Annotated in this window: 19 protein-coding genes and 1 pseudogene; 3 read left to right on the forward strand and 17 right to left on the reverse strand. The window is 72.3% G+C overall.

Features of this window, described 5'->3' with window-relative positions:
* Positions 1–140: 140 nt before the first annotated feature.
* The gene (locus OHO83_RS22410; protein WP_266672683.1) at positions 141–962 is read left to right on the forward strand and encodes a diacylglycerol kinase; all 822 of its coding nucleotides are present in this window, start codon (positions 141–143) and stop codon (positions 960–962) included.
* Positions 963–970: 8 nt separating this feature from the next.
* On the opposite strand, the gene OHO83_RS22415 is transcribed toward OHO83_RS22410, so the two are convergent.
* Together OHO83_RS22415 and OHO83_RS22420 are read right to left on the reverse strand one after the other, a co-directional pair.
* Complete coding sequence (locus tag OHO83_RS22415) at positions 971–2,587, reverse strand: ABC transporter permease (RefSeq protein ID WP_266672681.1); 1,617 nt, start codon at positions 2,585–2,587, stop codon at positions 971–973.
* Positions 2,584–3,522, reverse strand: a complete 939-nt coding sequence (locus tag OHO83_RS22420; protein WP_266672679.1) for an ABC transporter ATP-binding protein — start codon at positions 3,520–3,522, stop codon at positions 2,584–2,586. The genes OHO83_RS22415 and OHO83_RS22420 overlap by 4 nt, the downstream gene beginning before the upstream one ends.
* Before the next feature lie 92 nt (positions 3,523–3,614).
* Here OHO83_RS22420 and OHO83_RS22425 point away from each other — a divergent pair, with 92 nt between their 5' ends.
* The gene (locus OHO83_RS22425; protein ID WP_389571098.1) at positions 3,615–4,142 is read left to right on the forward strand and encodes a GbsR/MarR family transcriptional regulator; all 528 of its coding nucleotides are present in this window, start codon (positions 3,615–3,617) and stop codon (positions 4,140–4,142) included.
* 6 nt (positions 4,143–4,148) lie between these two features.
* On the opposite strand, the gene OHO83_RS22430 is transcribed toward OHO83_RS22425, so the two are convergent.
* The 3 genes from OHO83_RS22430 to OHO83_RS22440 form a co-directional block, all read right to left on the reverse strand.
* The gene (locus OHO83_RS22430; protein ID WP_266672677.1) at positions 4,149–4,817 is read right to left on the reverse strand and encodes a response regulator; all 669 of its coding nucleotides are present in this window, start codon (positions 4,815–4,817) and stop codon (positions 4,149–4,151) included.
* 101 nt (positions 4,818–4,918) lie between these two features.
* Positions 4,919–6,295 carry a sensor histidine kinase gene (locus tag OHO83_RS22435; protein WP_389571101.1) on the reverse strand — a complete coding sequence of 459 codons (1,377 nt, stop codon included), beginning with the start codon at positions 6,293–6,295 and terminating at the stop codon, positions 4,919–4,921.
* Between the two features lie 103 nt (positions 6,296–6,398).
* The gene (locus tag OHO83_RS22440; protein WP_266672675.1) at positions 6,399–7,271 is read right to left on the reverse strand and encodes an alpha/beta hydrolase family protein; all 873 of its coding nucleotides are present in this window, start codon (positions 7,269–7,271) and stop codon (positions 6,399–6,401) included.
* A 121-nt stretch (positions 7,272–7,392) separates the two neighbouring features.
* On the opposite strand from OHO83_RS22440, the gene OHO83_RS22445 reads away from it, so the two are divergent.
* On the forward strand, positions 7,393–8,043 hold the full coding sequence (locus tag OHO83_RS22445) for a TetR/AcrR family transcriptional regulator (protein ID WP_266672673.1): 651 nt from the start codon (positions 7,393–7,395) through the stop codon (positions 8,041–8,043).
* Positions 8,044–8,056: 13 nt separating this feature from the next.
* Here OHO83_RS22445 and kynU read toward each other — a convergent pair whose 3' ends face one another.
* From kynU to OHO83_RS22505, 12 genes and pseudogenes are all read right to left on the reverse strand, one after another.
* Positions 8,057–9,277 carry a kynureninase gene (gene kynU, locus OHO83_RS22450; RefSeq protein ID WP_266672671.1) on the reverse strand — a complete coding sequence of 407 codons (1,221 nt, stop codon included), beginning with the start codon at positions 9,275–9,277 and terminating at the stop codon, positions 8,057–8,059.
* Positions 9,270–10,109 (reverse strand): tryptophan 2,3-dioxygenase family protein, encoded by an 840-nt coding sequence (locus tag OHO83_RS22455; protein WP_266672669.1) that lies wholly within the window; start codon positions 10,107–10,109, stop codon positions 9,270–9,272. Before OHO83_RS22455 ends, kynU begins: the two co-directional genes overlap by 8 nt.
* 157 nt (positions 10,110–10,266) lie before the next feature.
* Entirely contained in the window at positions 10,267–10,680 is a 414-nt protein-coding gene (locus tag OHO83_RS22460) for a DUF3151 domain-containing protein (protein ID WP_266672667.1), read from the reverse strand.
* Between the two features lie 49 nt (positions 10,681–10,729).
* Positions 10,730–11,881 carry a MalY/PatB family protein gene (locus OHO83_RS22465; RefSeq protein ID WP_266672665.1) on the reverse strand — a complete coding sequence of 384 codons (1,152 nt, stop codon included), beginning with the start codon at positions 11,879–11,881 and terminating at the stop codon, positions 10,730–10,732.
* Positions 11,882–11,907: 26 nt separating this feature from the next.
* Positions 11,908–12,939 carry a class II fructose-bisphosphate aldolase gene (gene fbaA / locus OHO83_RS22470; protein WP_266672663.1) on the reverse strand — a complete coding sequence of 344 codons (1,032 nt, stop codon included), beginning with the start codon at positions 12,937–12,939 and terminating at the stop codon, positions 11,908–11,910.
* A gap of 167 nt (positions 12,940–13,106) precedes the next feature.
* Positions 13,107–13,658: an orotate phosphoribosyltransferase gene (gene pyrE / locus OHO83_RS22475; RefSeq protein WP_266561964.1), complete on the reverse strand. Its 552-nt coding sequence runs from the start codon at positions 13,656–13,658 to the stop codon at positions 13,107–13,109.
* Between the two features lie 167 nt (positions 13,659–13,825).
* Entirely contained in the window at positions 13,826–14,620 is a 795-nt protein-coding gene (locus OHO83_RS22480) for an aldose epimerase family protein (RefSeq protein WP_266672661.1), read from the reverse strand.
* Between the two features lie 20 nt (positions 14,621–14,640).
* Positions 14,641–15,465 carry an SRPBCC domain-containing protein gene (locus OHO83_RS22485; RefSeq protein WP_266672659.1) on the reverse strand — a complete coding sequence of 275 codons (825 nt, stop codon included), beginning with the start codon at positions 15,463–15,465 and terminating at the stop codon, positions 14,641–14,643.
* A 53-nt stretch (positions 15,466–15,518) separates the two neighbouring features.
* On the reverse strand, positions 15,519–17,180 hold the full coding sequence (locus OHO83_RS22490) for a polyamine aminopropyltransferase (protein WP_443066059.1): 1,662 nt from the start codon (positions 17,178–17,180) through the stop codon (positions 15,519–15,521).
* A 90-nt stretch (positions 17,181–17,270) separates the two neighbouring features.
* Entirely contained in the window at positions 17,271–17,792 is a 522-nt protein-coding gene (locus OHO83_RS22495; RefSeq protein ID WP_266672657.1) for a DUF2617 family protein, read from the reverse strand.
* A gap of 867 nt (positions 17,793–18,659) precedes the next feature.
* A pseudogene (locus OHO83_RS22500) lies at positions 18,660–18,891 on the reverse strand (site-specific integrase); the annotation flags it as partial.
* Positions 18,892–19,007: 116 nt separating this feature from the next.
* Complete coding sequence (locus OHO83_RS22505; protein WP_266672655.1) at positions 19,008–20,063, reverse strand: HTTM domain-containing protein; 1,056 nt, start codon at positions 20,061–20,063, stop codon at positions 19,008–19,010.
* Positions 20,064–20,109 lie beyond the last annotated feature (46 nt).

The raw sequence follows: 20,109 nt of genomic DNA on the forward strand, positions 1-20,109 counted from the left end.
GGGGCAAGACCAAGGTCAGGGGCCGTAGCCGCCTGTATGGGTGTGCCTTGGTGTGCCCCGGAATAGACGAAGCCCCTGGCGCAATAGCGCAAGGGGCTCTTGCACCAAGATGCTACCCGAGGAAGCGAGGCAGGACCGAGGTGGCGGCTTTTGACCAGCTACTGGTGGTCGTCGATCCGGTCGCCCGGCGTGCGGACGGCGAGTCGGTACGCATCGCGAAGGACGTGCTCGGCGCCGGTGCGACGCTGAAGGTGTGCCTGCCGGACGGGCCGGAGGAATTCGCGAAGGCGCTGGTCAGAAGGGGTTCCCGGCGGCCGGTGGTGATCGGGGACGACCGGGCGCTGCTGCGCGCGGTGGCGCTGCTGCACCGCGAGCGCGAGCTGGCGGGTTCCGTTCTCTCGTTCGTGCCGGTCGGGGCGAGTCTCTCGCTGGCGCGCTCCCTCGGCGTGCCGACCGACGCGGTGGCGGCGGCCCGGACGGCCCTGGAGGGAGTCGCGCGGCGGCTCGATCTGCTCGTCGACGACTCGGACGGGGTGGTGCTCGGGGATCTGCGGATCCCGCCCGTGGCGCATCCGGCGGCGCCGGGCTCCGATCCCGCGCACCACTGGCTGCGCACCTGCCAGTCCCTCGTCCGCACGCTCGCGGCGCGACCGCCGCGTACGACGGCGCCTGCGCCGGGGCCGCAGCGGCTGCGGGTCGAGGCGGACGGGGTGACGCTGGTCGATCTGGACCGGCCGGTCGAGGGCGTGAGCGTGGCCCCGGACGCGGCGGGCCGGGCCAGCGTCGAGGTGAGGCCGTCCTCGGTGGGCGCGGAGGCGGGGCCCCTGCGGGTCCTCGCGCACTCGGTGACGGTGTCGGGCCCGGACTTCCGCTACCGCGCGGACCAGGTGGTGGGCGGCCCCGTACGCACCCGCACGTGGACGGTACGGGCGGGTGCGTGGGGGCTGACACTGCCGAAGTGACGTGAGGGTCAGTTCGACAGGTCCCGGCGGCGCAGGCCCGTCAGGCCCGCCGCGACGAGGACCGCCGCGATCGCCAGCAGGGTCAGGACGGGGGTCCACTCCATCTCGCCGCCCGGCAGCTTCGGCAGGTGGCCGAACGGGGAGAGGCTCATGACCGCCTGTGGGAGCTCGAACGCCGGGCCGATCCAGCCGATCAGGAGGGCGATGCCCGCGACGGCCCAGGCCGCCACCGCCGCCTTCGGGAACACCCCGAACAGCAGCACGGCGAGGCCCCCGATGACCCAGATCGCGGCCAGCTGCGTGAGGCAGGCCCCCAGGACGGGGCCGAAGTTCTTGCCGTAGCCGATCCCGAGGCCGAGGCCGCCGAGCACCATGATGAGCGCGGCACCGCCGAACGCGATGGCCAGATGGCCCGCCGCCCACCGCAGCCGGCCGACCGCGGCCGCGAGGACCGGCTCGGCGCGCTGCGAGGTCTCCTCGCCGCTGAGGCGGAGCACCGACGAGACGATGTAGAGCGCGGCGACCATGCCGAGCATGCCGACCATCGTGGCGAGGAACGCGTCCGTGACGCCGGACTGGCCCCCCATCCGCTCGATGATGTCGCGCGTCTTCCGGTTGTCGCCGACGAGATCCGTCGCGCCCTGCGTCATCCCGCCGAACGCGATGCCGGCGACGAGGAACCCGGCGCTCCACCCGAACACGCTGCCGCGCTGGAGCCGCCAGGCGAGCGCGCCGGCCGTGCCGAGCCGGCCCGAGGCGGGTCCGGCGCGGCTCGGCAGGAAGCTCATCCCGATGTCGCGCCGCCCTGCGAGCCCGTACGCGGCCACCCCCTGCGCGGCGACGCCCGCCCCGAACAGGAGCAGCACCCACCAGCGCTCGTCCGCGAACGCCCGGGTGTTCTCCAGCCAGCCGAGCGGCGACAGCCAGGTCAGTACCGACGAACCTCCCCCGGTCCCCGAGTCCCCGGCCGCGCGCAGCACGAACGCCAGGCCGAGCACCGCCGACGTGAGGCCCTTGGCGAGGCGCGCGCTCTCCGTGAGCTGCGCGACGATCGCCGCCATCGTGGCGAACACCATGCCGGTCGCCGCGATCGCCAGCCCCAATGCCAGTGCCCCGGCGCCGCCTTGGGAGGCGAGGCCGCCCGCTACCAGCAGGGCGATGGCCGCGTCGGCGACGAGCGCCGCGAGCAGCGCGGCGGTCAGCGGGGCGCGCCGCCCCACCATCGCCGACGACACCAGCTCCTGGCGCCCGCTCTCCTCCTCGTCACGGGTGTGCCGTACGACGATGAGCAGGCTCATGACGGCGGCGAACAGCCCGCCGTAGACCCCGATGCGCCACGCGGTGAGTCCGCCGATCGAGTCGGCGAAGACCGGCCCGTACAGGGCGCGCATCGAGCTGTTCGTGGCCATCGACTGTGCGATGTCGGCGCGCTCGGCGGCGGTGCTGTAGACGCTCTTCAGGGAGCCGGGCATCGACAGGACCATCATGAGGACGACAGCGCCCCAGACGGGGATCATGACGCGGTCGCGGCGCAGGGCGAGCCTCAACAGGGTTCCCGTGCCCGCGAGTTGGCGAGCTCCGGCGGCGCGGGGGGCGAATCGCGTGTCGGCCACGGCGGCGGTCATCGTGACACCGCCCCTTCGGCGGCGCGGACGCCCTCGGCCCCGTCCGCACCGTCGCCCTGGTAGTGCCGCAGGAACAGCTCCTCCAGCGTGGGCGGGGTGCTGGCGAGCGACCGTACGCCGGAGCCGGTGAGCGAGCGGAGCACCGCGTCGAGCTTGTCGCTGTCGACCTGGAGCTTGACGCGCAGGCCCTGGATGTCCAGGTCGTGCACGCCGGGGAGCTGGGCGAGCCCGTCGGGCGGGGAGGCGAGTTCCGCGGTGACGCTGGTGCGGGTCAGGTGCCGCAGCTCGCTGAGCGACCCGGTCTCGACGGTACGGCCCTTGCGGATGATGCTGATCCGGTCGCAGAGCGACTCGACCTCGCTGAGGATGTGCGACGACAGCAGCACGGTCTGGCCCCGCTCACGGGCGGCCTCCTTGACGTACTCCTGGAAGACCTCCTCCATCAGCGGGTCGAGGCCGGAGGTCGGCTCGTCGAGGATGAGGACGTCCACGTCGGAGGCGAACGCGGCGACCAGGGCCACCTTCTGCCGGTTGCCCTTGGAGTAGGCGCGGCCCTTCTTGGTCGGGTCGAGCTCGAAGCGCTCGATCAGGTCCGCCCGGCGCGCCTTGTCGAGGCCTCCGCGCAGCCGCCCGTAGAGGTCGATGACCTCGCCGCCGCTGAGGTTGCGCCACAGCGTGACATCGCCCGGCACGTACGCGACCTTGCGGTGCAGGGCGACGGCATCGGCCCAGGGGTCGCCGCCGAGCAGCTGCACCGCACCCGAGTCGGCGCGCAGCAGGCCGAGCAGGACGCGGATGGTGGTGGACTTCCCCGCGCCGTTGGGGCCGAGGAAGCCGTGCACCTCGCCGGCCTCGACGTCCAGATCGAGGCCGTCCAGCGCGTGCGTCCTGCCGAACGACTTGTGCAGTCCGGAGACGGTCATTGCCTTCGTCATGTTTCAGAACGTACGCTACTTTCACAAACTTGTGAAGTTAAGGAAGCGTATAAACTTGAGGCTGCACGTCACCCAGGGGAGATGATCGGGACATGAGCGCGACGAAGGACGGCGACGGCGGCACCGGGACGAGCCGGGACGCCGCCGAGGCGGGGGTGTCACGCTTCGTGGAGCGGTTCGCCGCGGAGATGACCGAGGCCGGGATGCAGCGGATGGCCTCCCGTGTCTTCGCCTCGCTGCTCGCCTCCGACGAGAGCGCGCTGACCTCCGCCGAGCTCTCCGAGCGGCTGCAGATCAGCCCGGCGGCGGTGTCCGGGGCGGTGCGCTATCTGACGCAGGCGGGCATGGTCGGCCGCGAGCGGGAGCCCGGCTCGCGCCGCGACCGCTACCGGCTGCACAACGACCTGTGGTTCGAGACGTTCACCCGCCGCGACCAGCTCCTCGCGCGCTGGGAGAAGGTCCTGCGCGACGGGGTGGAATCACTGGGCCCGGACAGTCCCGCGGGCCTGCGGCTCGCCGAGACGGCGGCGTTCATGCAGTTCCTGGACAGCGAGCTGAAGGGCCTGATGACGCGGTGGCACGCACACCGCGAGACGCTCGACCTCGGCCCCCGGACCTGACGTTCCCTACGCGGGCCTGACCAGCCGGGCCTCGTACGCGAACACCGCCGCCTGGGTGCGGTCGCGCAGGCCCAGCTTCACCAGGACCCGGCTGACGTGGGTCTTGATGGTCGACTCGGCGACGACCAGCCGTTCGGCGATCTCCGCGTTCGACAGGCCCTGGGCGATCAGGACCAGCACCTCCGTCTCGCGCTCCGTCAGCTCACCGAACGCCTCCGGGTTCGCCACCGCCGGCAGCTTCGGGATCTCGGACAACTTGGAGAACTCCGTGATCAGGCGGCGGGTGACCGAGGGGGCGAGGAGCGCCTCGCCTTGGGCCACCACCCTTACACCGTCGGCCAGTTGGCGGGCCGAGGCGTCCTTGAGGAGGAAGCCGGAGGCACCGGCGCGCAGGGCCTGGTAGACGTACTCGTCGAGGTCGAAGGTGGTCAGGACGAGCACCTTCGCGCTGCCGTCCATCGCGGCGATCTCGCGGGTGGCCTCGATGCCGTTCAGCTCCGGCATGCGGATGTCCATGAGGACGACGTCCGGGGAGAGTTCACGGACCCGGGCGATCGCCTCCCGGCCGTTGACCGCCTCGCCGACGACCTCGATGTCGGGCATCGCGTTGAGCAGCACCGAGAAGCCCTCACGGACCATCATCTGGTCGTCGGCGATCAGTACGCGGATGGTCATGCGGGGTCTCCCGGTTCCAGTACACGGATGGTCATGCGGGGTCTCCCGGTTCCAGTACACGGATGGTCATGCGGGGTCTCCCGGTTCCAGTACACGGATGGTCATGCCGGGTCCCCCGGCCGGTCCGTCGGCGTCGCCTTTGTCGTCGCTTCCGGCTCCGGCGCGGCCACCGGCACGAACGCCGCCACCTCGTAGCCGCCGTCCGCCGTGGGGCCCGCCGTCATCTCGCCGCTCAGCATCGCGATGCGCTCCCGCATGCCCGTGATCCCGTGGCCCGCGCCCGGCGAGGGCTTGACCAGACCCGTCGGCGGGCCGTTCACGATGCGCAGGCCGAGCCCCCCGAGGACGTACGACACCTCGACGCGCGCCTCGGCGCCGGGCGCGTGCCGCAGCGCGTTGCTCAGCGCCTCCTGCACGATGCGGTACGCCGACAGCTCGACGCCCTGCGGCAGGTCACGGACCGCGCCGGTGACCGTCTGCCCGACCCGGAGCCCGGCCTCCCGCACGTTCTCCAGGAGCCGGCCGAGGTCGGCGAGCGTCGGCTGTGGGGCGTCGGGCGCCTCGTAATCCTCTGCCCGTACGACGCCGAGGACGCGGCGCAGCTCGGTGAGCGCCGCCACCGCGTTCTCGCGGATCGTGACGAACGCCTGCTCCAGCTCCGGGGGCGGGTTCTCCACGCGGTAGGGCGCGGCCTCCGCCTGGATCGCGACGACCGACATGTGGTGCGCGACCACGTCGTGCAGCTCGCGGGCGATGTTCGTGCGCTCCTCCAGGAGCGTGCGCCTGTCCCGCTCCACCGCCGTGACCTGGCGCTGCGCGGTCATCTCCACCTTCGCCTCGCGCCTGATGTGCACCGACGTGGTGACGAGGAGCGCGAGCGCGGAGATGACGAGCATCGGCGCGGTGTCCGGGTCCATGCTGTACCAGAGGACCGACGCGAAGAAGCCGAAGGCGGCCGTGCCCGCCCACATCCAGGCCGCCGTGCGGGGCCGGGTCCTGGAGGCGACGACCGTCATCACGACGAGGTGCGCGAAGAACCCGGCGGGCGCCCACGGGGCGCCGAATCCGTCCCCTCCCATGACCGCGACGAACGGCGTCGACACGAGGGATATCCACCACGCCCCGACCGGCCTGATCAGCGTCATCGCCACGGCGAGCGCCGGGACGAACCCGGACAGCGTGTGGATCACGTCGCCGCCCATCGAGTCGCCGACGGCGAATGCGATCAGCAGCGTGAAAAAGGCGGCGCCCAGGACCACGGCATGCGGCGTCCACACCGCGTAGCGGCGCAGCCGCTCCGGAAGCCGCCCGAGCAGCGGGCCGTCCGGCGACCACGGCGGGAGCGGACGGTAGGCGAAGGGATCCTTGAACAGGTCCTGCCGCAGGCCGCTCAGCGCACCGGCGGCGAGACGGTACTCGGGGCTGCGGCTCTTGGCCCCCGTCGGCATCGTCTGGGTCTGGGTCTGGGTCTCGGTCACGTACAGACCGTAAGCGGCGGCCCGCCCCGAAGGCGTCCCACGGGAGGAGGGTCCTGGGCCCTCCGTCGCAGGTACTACACGCTCCCGCCGGGGACGGGCGCCGTCACCACGCCAGCTGGGCGATCTCCTCCGCCACCACGGCGCACGCGTCCGCGGCGGGGTCGATCAGCGGGAAGTGGCCGACGTCCTCCAGGAGCGTGAGCCCCACGACCTCGCCCGCCTTCGCCGCCGCGTCCGCGTAGGCCTCCGCGACCGCGTACGGCACCGTCGTGTCCGCCCGTCCCTGCACCAGCGTCGTCGCGATGCCGGTGGGCAGCAGCGCGGCGGGGTCGGCGTACGGCAGCCGCTCCTCGAACACGGCCTCGCCGCCCAGGAATTGGGCGGGCGCGCCGGAGCAGACGTCGAGGTCGCGGGCCGTCACGAAGTCGGCGATCGGGGCGAGCGCGACGACGCCGCGCAGCGGTGCGGGGGCGGAGGTGTGCCAGGGCGCGTCCTCGGGCAGCAGATGCCGCGCGGCGGCCCACAGGGCGAGCTGCCCGCCGGCCGAGTGCCCCACGACGACGGTGCGCCGCGGATCGCCCTGCGGCAGCGCTTCCCGTACGAGGCGGGGAAGCGCGTCGAGGGCGGTGGCGATGTCGTCGAACGTCTCCGGCCAGCGCCCCGCCACCGGACCCGTGCCACCCTGCTGGGGCAGTGAACTCCCGCGCCGGTACTCGACGTTGGCGACCGCGAAGCCGCGCCGCGCCAGGAAGTCGGCGAACGGCGTGAGGTGCTGCCGGTCGTAGGGGGCGCGCCACGCGCCGCCGTGCAGGGCCACCACCAGGGGCGCGGATTCCGCACCGTCGCGGGGCGCGTAGAAGTCGACGACCTGGTCCGGGTGATCCCCGTACGCGACGGTGACGTCGGGCGGGACCACGGGGTGCGAGAAGGCCGATGCCTCTTCGGCCTCGTCGCGGGCGGCGGCGTCGTCCGGCATGCTCCAACCTCTCAGCGTCACGGCGGAATTGGAAAGTATGCGGACGCTACCAGGCCGGTGACGTGGGCGGACACACACCGTAACCGGATAAACGGTTCCCCTGTGCCGTTACCCTGGCCGTATGCCCGAACAAGCAGAGCCCGGGGCCGCCCCTTCGGACCCCGGCGCCGTGCAGGCTGAGCCCGGCACCGTCCGTCCCGGCGGGCGCACGGCACGGGTCCGCGCCGCCGTCCTCGACGCCGCCGGCGACGTGCTCGCCGAACAGGGTTTCGCCCATCTCGACCTGGCGGACGTCGCGCGGCGCGCGGAGGTCGGCAAGACGACGGTGTACCGGCGCTGGGGCTCGGTCACGGGGCTCGTCGCCGATCTCCTCGCCGACATGGCGGAGCAGTCGCTGCCGCGCACCGACACGGGCACCCTGCGCGGCGACCTGCGGGCCAACGCCCGCCTGGTGCGGCGCACGCTGGCCGACCCCCGCCAGGGCGCCCTGTTCCGGGCCGTCATCGCGGCCGCGACCTGCGACGACAAGACGGCGGCGGCCCTGCGCCGCTTCTACGAGGTGCGGGTCACCGAATGGGCTCCGTGCGTGGAACAGGCCGTACTGCGCGGCGAGTTGAGCCCCGGCACGGACCCGGCCGCCGTCGTGCGCGCCGTGTCCGCACCCCTCTACTACCAGCTCCTGACGGCCGGGTCCGCGCCGACCGAAGCCGACGCGGACCAGGCCGCCGACGCCGCCGTCGCGGCGGCGGAAGCGGGCGTCTACACCGCCTGAGGCGTCGCTACAGCTACGCCGCAGCGGCCGCCAGCTGATCCGCGAGGACCCGCGCGGCCCGCTCCACCTCGGCGAACCCGAGATACAACGGAGTGAAGCCGAACCGCAGCAGGTCAGGGGCGCGGTAGTCACCGACGACACCCGCCGCGATCAGCCGCTCCATGACGGCGCCCGCGTCAGCGGACCGCAGCGCCACCTGGCTGCCGCGCTCCGCGTGCGCCACCGGCGTCACCGACTCGACCCGCCCCGCGGGCACATACTCCTCGACGCACTCCAGGAAGAAGTCCGTCAGCGCGAGCGACTTGGCGCGCACCGCGTCGACCGGCACCCCGTCCCAGACGTCGAGCGCCGCCTCCAGGGCGAGCATGGACAGGATGTCGGGAGTGCCGACCCTGCCCCGCACCGCCCCGTCCCCGGCCTCGTACGAGGGCCGCATCCCGAACGGCTCGGCGTGCGAGTTCCACCCCGGCAGCGGAGAGTCGAAGCGGCTCTGGAGATCACTGCGCACATACAGGTACGCGGGTGAACCAGGGCCGCCGTTCAGGTACTTGTACGTACAGCCGACCGCGAGGTCGACCCCGTGCTCGTCGAGCCCGACCGGCAGCGCGCCCGCGCTGTGGCACAGGTCCCAGACGGACACGGCGCCCGCGCGGCGCACCGCGGCGGTCAGCGCGGGCAGGTCGTGCAGACGGCCCGTGCGGTAGTCGACGTGGTTGAGGAGCACCGCGGCCGTACGGTCACCGAGCGCGCCCGGGACCTCCGCGGGGGTCAGCGGACGCAGCGTGCAGCCCGTCATCCGGGCGGCGGACTCGGCGATGTACCCGTCGGTGGGGAACGTCGTCGCGTCGACGATGATCTCGTCGCGCCCCTCACCGGCCAGCCGCACCGCGCCCACCAGCGCCTTGAACACATTGACGCTGGTCGAGTCGCCGACGACGATCTGCCCCTCGGCGGCACCGACGAGGGGCGCGATCCGGTCGCCGATCCGCTCGGGCGCCGTCCACCAGCCCGACTCGGTCCAGGAACGGATGCGCAGCTCGCCCCACTGCCGGCGCACGACGTCCTCGACGCGCCCCGGCACATGCGCGGGGAGCGCGCCGAGCGAGTTGCCGTCGAGGTACACGGCGTCGTCCAGGACGAACCGCTCGCGCAGCTTGCCCAGCTCGTCGGCGGTGTCCAGTTCCCGGGCCTTCCCGGCCAGGGCGGTCACGCCGGAGGCGGTCACGTCAGACATGGGACCTCGCTGTCCACAGCTCGGGGAACACGTTCTTCTGCGCGCGCTTCTCCAGCCAGGCCACGCCCGCGGAGCCGCCCGTGCCCGTCTTGGCGCCCATCGCCCTGCGGGTCGCCACCAGATGGTCGTTGCGCCATCGCCACACCAGCTCGGCGACGTCGGTGAGGGCCTCGCCGAGGCGGGCGAGCTCGTCGCCCTCGTCACCGGCGTACAGCGCGGTCCACACGGCCTCGACCTCGGGGGACGGCGCATACTTCTGTGCCACGTCCCGCTTGAGCACGGCCTCGGGCACGGCGTGGCCGCGGCGGGCGAGCAGCCGCAGCACCTCGTCGTACAGGCTCGGCTCCTCCAGGGCCTTCTCCAGCTCCGCGTACACGCGCGGCGCGCCCCGGTGCGGGACGAGCATGGAGGAGGACTTCTCGCCGAGCAGGAACTCCATGCGCCGGTACATCGCCGACTGGAAGCCGGAGCCCTCGCCGAGAGCGGCCCGGTAGGAGTTGAACTGCGCGGGGGTCAGCTGGCCGAGCGGGCGCCACGACGCGTTCAGCGCGTCCAGCTCGCGCACGGAGCGCTTCAGGGCGGCCACCGCGGTCGGCACGTCGTCGCCGCGCAGGGCCCGCGACGCGGTCTCCCACTCGTGGACGATGACCGTGAACCACAGCTCCATCACCTGGGTCGTGACCAGGAAGACCATCTCTCCGGGGTCGTCGGAGCGGGTGTGCTGGAGGTGGGTGAGGACGTCGGCCTGGACGTAGTCCTCGTAAGGGGTGGTCCCCGCAAAGTCGAGATACGGCGTCTCTGGCTCGTTCGACTCGTGAGCCTCGTGGGACATCGCTGTCTCCTTGAACGTACTCCGGGTAGCGGTCCGCCCCTGCCGAATTCCGGCACGGGGGCCCCGGTCCCCACCGGCATCCTCCGCAATCGTCCCCCGAAACGGCAAGGCCCGCCCGGTCACATCGTCACGGGCGGGCCTGCTGAGGTGCGGGAATCTAGCCCAGGGTCTGGGCCGCGGCGGGCGAGGAGTCCTTGAGGAACTGCGCGCAGCGCTCGTACTCCGCCTGCTCGCCGATGGCCTGCGCGGCGCGCGCGAGGGCGTGCAGGGCACGCAGGAAGCCGCGGTTCGGCTCGTGCTCCCACGGCACCGGGCCATGGCCCTTCCAGCCCGCGCGGCGCAGGGAGTCCAGGCCGCGGTGGTAGCCGGTGCGGGCGTACGCGTACGACTCGACGACGCTGCCGCGCTCGTACGCCTCGTCGGCGAGGCGGGCCCAGGCGAGGGAGGAGGTCGGGTACTTCGCGGCGACATCGGCGGGCGCCGTGCCGCTCGCGAGCAGCTCGCGCGGCTCCGGGTCGTCGGGCAGCATGGTCGGGGGCGGTCCCCCGAGAAGGTTCTCGTGAAGGCTCATGGGTTCCAGTCTGCGCCATGACCGGCGGTGCGTTCCATGCCGGTGATCATCACGAGCGGCCCAGCGCCCGTACCAGCGCGTCCGCGCCGGCCTCGGCCTTGGAGCGCGGGCAGCCGACGTTCAGGCGGAGGAATCCGGGCGCCCCGTAGGTTCCGCCCGGCATGATCGCCACCCGCTCCCGCTCGACGAGCTCCCGCTGGAGCGCGTCGTCGTCGACGCCGAGGGGACGCAGATCGATCCAGGCGAGATAGCCGGCCTGCGGCGGCCGCCACCCGAGCTCGGGGAACGCGGCGCCGAGCCGCTCCGCGAGCATCGCCAGGTTCCCCCGCGTGTAATCCCGCACGCCGTCCAGCCACGCCCCGCCCTCCCGGTACGCGGCGATGTGCGCGGTCAGCGACAGCACGGCCGGCGAGGCGAGGCCCTCCGCGGTGTCCATGCGCCGCACGAACTCGGCATGGTCGTCCGGATCGCCGATGAAACCGTAACTCCCGCTCAGCGCAGGGAAGTTGAAGGCCTTGGTGGCGGAGGTGACGAGAGCCCAGCGCAGGCCGTCGCCGTACGGCGTCCACGGGCGGTGGACGTGGCCGGTGTGCGTGAGATCGGCGTGGATCTCGTCGCTGATGACGGCGACGTCATGGCGCCGGGCGAGGTCCGCGATCCGGGTCAGCTCGGCGTCCGTCCACACCTTGCCCGTCGGGTTGTGCGGCGAGCACAGGATCAGGACCCGGCTGTCGGGCCGCGCCAGCTCCCGCTCCAGGCCCGCCCAGTCGTCGACACCGGCGGTGCGCATCTCACGGCCGAGGCCGGTGACCGCCTTGCAGAACCCGTCGTACGTGGGGGTGTGCAGGACGACGCCGTCGCCGGGCCGCGTCCACATGCGCAGGAGCTGGGAGATCTGGTTGAGCACGGACGGGGCGTACACGAGCCGGTCGACGTCGACCTCGGTGCCGTACCGGGTCGCGAACCAGTCGCGTACCGCGCCGCGGAAGTCGTCGTGCCGCCAGTCCGTGTACCCGAACACGCCGTGCGCGAGCCGGGACCCGAGCGCCGCGAGGACCTCGGGGGCGCAGGCGAAGTCCATGTCGGAAATGGTGAACGGCAGCAGATCGGGCACCGCGAACCGGTCCGCGACCCCGTCCCACTGGACGCACCAGGTGCCGCGCCGGTCGACCGGGGTGTCGAAGTCGTAGCGCACAGTCATCTCCCTCCGGCGTCGTACGCGAATGCCTACTTGAGCTTCGTGCCCGTGGAGCGCAGGTTGGCGCAGGCCTCGGAGACGCGCTTGGCCATGCCCGCCTCGGCGGACTTGCCCCAGGTGCGCGGGTCGTACTGCGACTTCACGCCGACCTCGCCGTCGACCTTCAGGACGCCGTCGTAGTGGCGGAACATGTGGTCCGCGACCGGACGCGTGAAGGCGTACTGGGTGTCGGTGTCGAGGTTCATCTTCACGACGCCGTTCTCCAGCGCCGTCGCGATCTCCTGCTCGGTGGAGCCGGAGCCGCCGTGGAAGACGAAGTCGAACGGCTGCGACCCGGCCGTCTTGCCGAACTTGGCGCCGACGCCCTCCTGGAGGTCCTTGAGGAGCTCCGGACGCAGGACGACGTTGCCCGGCTTGTACACGCCGTGCACGTTGCCGAAGGACGCGGCGAGCAGGTAGCGGCCCTTCTCGCCCAGGCCCAGGGCCTCGGCGGTGCGGATCGCGTCGTCGACGGTCGTGTACAGCTCGTCGTTGATCTCGTGGCTGACGCCGTCCTCCTCGCCACCGGTCGGGGTGATCTCGACCTCGAGGATGATCTTCGCGGCGGCGGCCTTCGCGAGCAGCTCCTGGCCGATGGCCAGGTTGTCGGCGAGGGTCTCCGCGGAGCCGTCCCACATGTGGGACTGGAACAGCGGGTTGCGGCCGGCCTTGACGCGCTCCGCGGAGATGTCGAGCAGCGGGCGGACGTAGCCGTCCAGCTTCCCCTTGGGGCAGTGGTCGGTGTGCAGCGCGACGGTGACGTCGTACTTCTCGGCGATGATGTGCGCGTACTCGGCGAGGGCCACGGCGCCCGTCACCATGTCCTTGTTGTACTGGCCGCCCAGGAACTCCGCACCGCCGGTGGAGATCTGGATGATGCCGTCGCTCTCGGCCTCCGCGAAGCCGCGCAGCGCGGCGTTCAGGGTCTGCGAGGAGGTGACGTTGATGGCCGGGTAGGCGAACTTGCCGGCCTTCGCCCGGTCCAGCATCTCGGCGTAGACCTCGGGGGTTGCGATGGGCATGTGTCCGCTCCTTGGGATGTGCGGGTGTGTGCTGTCAGACCCTGACCTGGGGCCTCTCGTCTGGATCGGCCCCGGATGGCGACGTCATCGTCGCCCCCATCTTTCCAGACTTGCCGGACAGCTCCAGTCCTGGTCGCGTACTGGGTCCGGCCCGTTATCGACCGGCCTCAGTCGAGGCCCAGCTCGTCCTTGCCGTACGCGAACAGATACGGGACCCCGGCGCCCTCGGTGATCTTCTCGGCGGCACCGGTGGCGCGGTCCACGATCGTGGCGACGCCGACGACTTCGGCACCTGCCTCGCGCACGGCCTCCACGGCGGCGAGCGGGGAGCCGCCGGTGGTGGACGTGTCCTCGACGACGAGGACACGGCGGCCCTTGATGTCCGGACCCTCGACGCGGCGCTGCATGCCGTGCGCCTTGGCGGCCTTGCGGACCACGAACGCGTCGAGGCGCTCGCCGCGGGCGGCGGCCGCGTGCAGCATGGCGCCGGCGACCGGGTCGGCGCCCATCGTCAGACCGCCCACGGCGTCGAAGTCGAGGTCGGCGGTCAGGTCGAGGAGCACCTGGCCCACCAGCGGGGCGGCCTCGCCGTCGAGGGTGATGCGGCGCAGGTCGATGTAGTAGTCCGCCTCCAGACCGGAGGAGAGCGTCACCTTGCCGTGCACCACGGCCTTGTCCTTGATCTGCTGGAGAAGCGCGTCGCGCACGTCGTTCGTCATGGCTACGAGCTTAGAGCCCAGGACAGGTGGCTCCGGCGCAGCGGCGGTCGGTGCGTGGCCTCGGCGTGCGACGTCACAGGTCATGTGGCCGGCGCCGTGCGCCGAGGGTGCGTGCCGGGCGTCGGGGCGCAGGCGGGGGTTCAAAGACAGGCTCTCAAGGCTCAGGCTCAGAGCGCTCGCCACGTCCAGGTGGTCGTCGCCTCCAGGGGGTCCACCGGGGTGACGAGGCGCGGCAGCGTGTTCAGGCCGTCCGGCGGGCCGGTCTGCGGCTCCACGCACACGGCCGCCTCCTGCTCGTCGTAGACGACGACCCACTGCTCCCGGCTCGCGACCTTGACCTCGAACCGCCCCGGCCAGGTCAGGGTCACGTCCACGCCGTCGGGCATGCCGAAGCAGTCGTCCCAGGGGCCGTCCGCGCGCTCGATCCGCCGGCCGGTGGGGAGGTGGTCGTCGCCGCGCTCCTCCTGCCAGGCCGGGGAGAAGTCGACGCGCACGCCGTCCGCGGAGCCGTCGAGGGTCCGGTTGAACCAGGGGTGCCAGCCGGCCTGCGCGGGGAACGAGTCGCCGTACGTCTCGATGCCGAGCGTCAGCGTGAGCGAGTCCTCGGTGAGGCGCACCATCTGGGTGACCCGGCCGGGCCAGGGCCAGGGCTCGGCGAGGTCGTACGTGAAGACGGCGTCGTCGGCGCTCGCGCGGGCGGTCGTCCACTCGGCGTCGCGGGCGAAGCCGTGGATGGCGTGGGGCGGCGAGTTCAGGGGCATCCGGTACGTCTGCCCGCCGTCCCGGAACCTGCCGTCCCTGACCCGGCCGCACCACGGCACCATCGGGAAGCAGCCGTACCGCTCCCCCTGCCGGAGGAGTTCGGTGCCGCCGATGCGCAGGCTGCTCACGCGGCAGCCGTTGCCCGGCTGCACGGTCACTTCCGCGTCACCCGCGGTCAGCGTCGTTTCCTGGATAGTCACGGGCCGACCTTACTTTTGGATCAGCGCCGGCGGCGCAGTACCCGGCCGACGACGATCGCGGACGCGACCACGACGGCGGCGGCGGGCGCGGCCCAGCGCAGCGTGGCGGTGGCCGTCGTGGACTCCGGCGCGGGCACCGGGGCGTAGCGGCCGCGCGGCGGCGCGTGGTCGACCTCCTCGGCGCTGCGGCCGATCATGGTGCGGCGGGCGTGGGCGGCCTCGGCGGGCGGCACGTCGGCGTCGAACCCGGCGTCTTCGCCGGCCGCGTCGGCTTCGGGTTCCAGCTTCGCGAAGGGGGCGAGCGAGGGCGGCGGGATCTCGGTCTCGAAGACGGAGGCGTCGGAGTCGTCGGAGTCGTCGGTGGAGTCCCCCGCGTCCCTCTCGTCCGCAGTACGGGCCGCGTCCTCCGCCCCCGGGTCCGTGCCCGGTTCCGCCACCGTGCCGAGTGCCTCCGCGAAACGGGTCAGGAGGCGGCGCACCGCGGACTGCACGGCGTCGTCGGGAAGTTCGGCGACCCGGCCGTCCCCGCTGCCCGACACCACGAACGTGACCTTGGAACCGCCGGACGCCGCGGCGACCCGTACCGTCACCGCGAACTTCACGGAACCGGTCCCACGCGCCTCGGTACCGTCGCCCTCGACCGCGAACGCCCCGGTCTCCGTCTCGGTGACACGCAGGGAGCCGCGGTAGGTGATGGTGTGGCCGCCGATGCGGAGCTTCAGCCGGCCGCCGTCGCCGGAGGCCTCCCGCTGAAGTCCGGGCACCGCCCGCGCCACCAACTCGGGGGCCGCCAGCGCGCCCCTCAACGACTCCGCCGGAACCGGAACGAACACCTCATGCTCCATGCCGCCCGAGCCTACCCACGCCCGGCCCCACGCGTCCCGTCTTCGGCCCGTACTCAGTCGGCGTACCGCGGATGAATCAAGGTCGACGGCGCGAGTCCGGTGATCCTCGAGCGCTCCGCCGCCCGCACCCGCTCGCGCGGCACGGCCCCCTCCGGCGGCGGTCGCGGGCCCGCGAGCTCGAACCCCCAGTCGCTCGGCGCCCGCGTCCCGTCGAGCGTCCGGTCGGGCCCGTCGGCGATCCCGGTGAGCCGGTCCCACGCCCCGTGCCGCCGCCCGGCCGGGGCCGGCGGTGCGCCCGTGCCCACCCAGTACGGCACCGTCCGCAGGCCCGCCGCGCGCAGCGTGGTGTCGACCGTCCAGAACACGCGGGGCCGCGACGACAGCGACCCGGCGTGCACGGCGAGCCGCCCGTCCGGGGCGAGGACCTGGGCCGCCAGGCCGTAGAACTCCTGCGCGTACAGCTTCGTGCTGGCCGTGATCCCGGGGTCGGGCAGATCGGAGATCACCACGTCGTACGGGGTGTGGGGCCCGCGCAGCCAGCGGAAGGCGTCCTGCGTCACGGCCCGCACGCGCGGGTCTGCGTAGACGTGCCCGTTGAGCGCGCTGAGCGGCGGATCGTTTCTCGCGAGGCGTACGACGCCCGGGTCGATCTCCACGATGTCCACCTGCCGCACCCCGGGGAAGCGCAGGACCTCGCGGGCGGCGAGGCCGTCACCGCCGCCGAGGATGAGCACGCGCGCGTGCGGTCCGTCCATCGCGGGCCGCACGAGGGCCTCGTGGTAGCGCCGCTGGTCGCGGCCGCTGACGCGCAGGCGCCCGTCGAGGTAGAGGTTGAGCGGTTCGTGTTTCCCGCCGGTGACGACGACCTCCTGTACGCCGGTCTGGACGGCGACGCGTACGTCCTTGCCGTACATGGCCTGCCGGGCGGCCCGCTCGAAGTCGTCGACGAGGGCCGCGGCGCAGGCGAGCAGGCCCAGCACGACCAGGTTCGCCACGAGGAGCGTCCAGCGGCCGCGGCGTGTGAGATCCCTGCGGAACAGGCCGAGCACGAGGGCGCCGCCCGCGAGCGCGTTGACCGCGCCGGTCAGCAGCGCGCCCGTCAGCTGCCCGAGCATCGGCAGCAGCAGGAACGGGAAGGCGAGCCCGCCGACGAGCGCGCCCACGTAGTCGGCGGCGAACAGGTCGGCGACGGCGCCGCCGGGGTCCTGCCGCCTGATGCGCTGGATGAGCACCATCAGGAGGGGCACTTCGGCCCCGATGAGCACACCGATGGCGAGGGAGAACCCGACGAGCATGTAGCGCGAGCCGCCCGCCCAGGATCCGCCCCAGTCGCCGGTCCACGCGAACACCGCGTACAGCGCCATCGCACTGCACCCGCCGACCAGCGCGAGCGCGGCCTCGACCGCACCGAACCCGGCGGCGGCCCGCAGCCGCAGCCGTTTGGCCCCGAGCGAGCCGATGCCCATGGCGAAGACCATCACGGACAGGACGACGGACGCCTGGGTGACCGAGTCGCCGATCAAGTACGAGGCCAGCGCGACCAGTTCGAGTTCGTACACGAGTCCGCAGGCCGCGCAGAGGAAGACGCCCGCGAGCACGAGGAACCGCCCCGTCGCCTGCTTCACGGGGAGAGGGGGCACGGGAAGGGGTGCCCTGCCCTCCTCGCTCCGGGCGCGCGGAACGCCGGACGGGACGGGGGTGCGCGGCTCGATCACGTTGCGAACGCTACGTCACCGCGCAACTCCGCCCAGTCACCCACACGTGTGGAAATGGGCCCGTTCGCGCATGCATGGCGGCCCATGGCGTCACAGCATCGCGGCCGGGGTCCGCACGCCCACCCGGGTCCGGGTGACGACGAGTTGGCCCTCCTGCGGATAGGCGTGCCAGGTGCGCCAGCGCACCTGACCGTCCTGCCGGTGGGCGAGCAGCGCGGTGAAGGCGTGCGGGCTGCCGGGGAACACCCCGGCGAGTCCGTTGGGGTGGTCGGACACCAGCGCGATGAGTTCCTGTGCGCGGCCCGCGAACGAGCCCTCGGAGAGGGTCTCGACGTGTGCCGCGAATTCGTACTCCCAGTCGCCGACGCGCTTGGCGACGCCGAGCGGCAGCGGGGTGCTGCTGCCCGGGATACAGGCGACGGTCTCGGAGCAGCTGCCCTGCTCCTCCTCCAGGAGGACCTGGTGCGAGGCGCCGAGGAGTCTCAACTGGAGCTTGGCACCGGCGAGTTCGAGATCGAGCGCGGCGAGCGCGGGCAGCGGTTCGCGACCGAGTGCCCAGGCCAGGTCGTCCGCGCGCGTGTCGGTGTAGGCGGTGTTCAGGGTCGTGAGCATGGGTCGGCTCCGCTAACACGCAAAAGGAGGTGAGGCCGGCGCTGAGGGGGGAGGGCCGGCACGTGCCCACGAGAACGTACGAGGGCCGCTTTGACGGTTAAGAGGGAATCATGAACGGTGGCACCACCACAGCGTTTTTACCCAACTTCGCCGGGTTTCCATCCCCTCCGGGGACGCACAGCTCAACTGTTCAACTTCTCCGGGCAACTTGCGTACCGTTCCCGCGCAACGGACCATTCCAGGCGCATATGGCGCCCTGACCGTCGCACGCTTCTCCCGCCGTCCCCCGCATACGTACGGCCCACGCGGACCGGCTGCCCCGTGTCAGCCGCCTCCCTGTGGGCCGTACGTGTCCTGGTGGCGCGGTCAGCTTCCGCCGCCGCACCCGCCCCCGCCCCCGCCCCCGCCGCCGCCGCCGCAGGAGGACCCGCCTCCGCAGGAGCTTGAGCCCCCGCACGAGGATCCGCCGCCGCAGGAGTGCCCGTGGTGTCCGCCGGAGCTCCCCGACGAGCAGGAGGACCCGCCCACCGCTCCGCCGCCGCCGGCCCACCAGCTGCTGCGGGAGCGGCCCGACCGGCCCTTGCTCAGTGATGTCTTCCCGCTCCGCGCCTTGCCCGAGCCTCCCGCGGACGACACGGCCACGACGATGCCCACGATCACAAGTCCAAAGATGATGGCTCCGATGATCACGGCCCTCACCTTCCTCTCATTCCCCCGAGAACGCCCCCGTCGGGCGTGACTCGGGGATTCCCGGGCCTGCGCCCCGTCAAAGCAGAGTTGAGGAACTCCAGAGGTTTCCAGATACGCGAAAGCCCCTGGCCTGCATCGGAAGCAGAACCAGGGGCGATTGACGGTCGGCCGGGCCGTCTATGGGCCGTGATCTTCAACATGGGGCGGCCCGAGGACTCGGTCGATGGCTCGCCGGGATCGCTCGCGGCTGTTGGGCATCAGGTGCGCGTACACCCGGAGGGTCATAGCCGGGTCAGCGTGTCCCAGGTATTCGCTCACGGCCTTCATGCTCTCCCCGGAGCACGGAGGCGTAGAAGTGCCGCAAGGCGTGCATCCCATGGGCGCGGGCCGAGGCGTAGCGCTGCCCCTCCTCCGCCTACAGTGGCGCGCTCCATCTGGACACCATGAACCACGCCCGCTCCACGGTGTGTGGGTCGACGGCAGACGGGATGGGAGCTGGGGGTGTAGTGGGGTGAGGGTGGGGCCTCAGCCAGCCCGTTCACTCTGAGCAGGCACCAGTGCGCGGGGTGCCCGGGACGCGTCGGCCGTTCCTCCGGATCCCGAGCCCCGGAAGGTGCGTCGCCACAGCCGTCCCAGAGACCGGTAGAAGCGGTCCGGAAGGAACGCGGCGTCCGCGACGATCATGGCTCCGGAGAAGAGCGGCAGGCCCAGGAACACCGCGATACCCACGTGCATGCCCAACAGCATCGCCAATACGGGGTACTTGAGCCTGCCGAACAGGACGAACGGGAAGGCCACCTGCAACAGCACGGTCAGGTAGCAGGCGATGGCGAGCAGTACGTCGTGTTCGTCCGCCATGGCGGAGAGCCCGGGCCAGGGCTGGAACACGTCGAGGTTCAGGGCGTAGTGGAGAGCGGTGCCGTTGTCCCAGGCGGCGCCCTGCACCTTGTACAGGCCTGCGGATCCGTAGAGGAAGCAGACCTGGGCGGCGATGACGAGCATGCCGCAGTTGTGCAGCACGGTGATCACTGTCAGGCGCGCGTCGCGGAGGTGGCGTCGCAGCTCGCCGGACGCCTGGTCCAGCGGAGGCCGGACCGTCTTGCCGGCGGATGCTCGGAGCCGCGTCCTGCGCGCGTCGAGGGACCAGCGTCGGCCGCATGCGGTGACGACGAGGTAGAGGACCATGAGGAGGATGAGGGTGTCCCCTCCGTCCGTCATGTAGATCGCCCTGGCGTGGAACGACGTCACTACGACCGCGAACAGCACGGACACCGCTCTGGTCCGCCAGCCCAGCATGAACAGTGCGGAGATGACGAGAGCTGCCGTGTAACAGACCTCGAAGTAGGCCCGGCTGTCGGACAGCGTGAGGATGCTGGCCCACCCGGTCTGGTCGAAGAGTTGCCTGGCCAGTGCCGGCGTCCACGGTGAGCCGGGACCCCAGATCTCGTTGCGGTGGGGAAACTCGCGTAGCAGGAAGGTGAGGTAGAGGAACCCGTAGCCGATGCGCAGAACCGCCGCAGCGTACAGGGAGATGGGCCGCTCCAGCAGGAGAGTGAGGAGCCTACCGATGCGGACGGGCATTCGCTGCGGCGTGCGTGCGCTCGCCCGCTCGGTGCCGTGTCCGGGT

Origin of the sequence: Streptomyces sp. NBC_00569, assembly GCF_036345255.1 — a bacterium.
GTDB lineage: Bacteria > Actinomycetota > Actinomycetes > Streptomycetales > Streptomycetaceae > Streptomyces.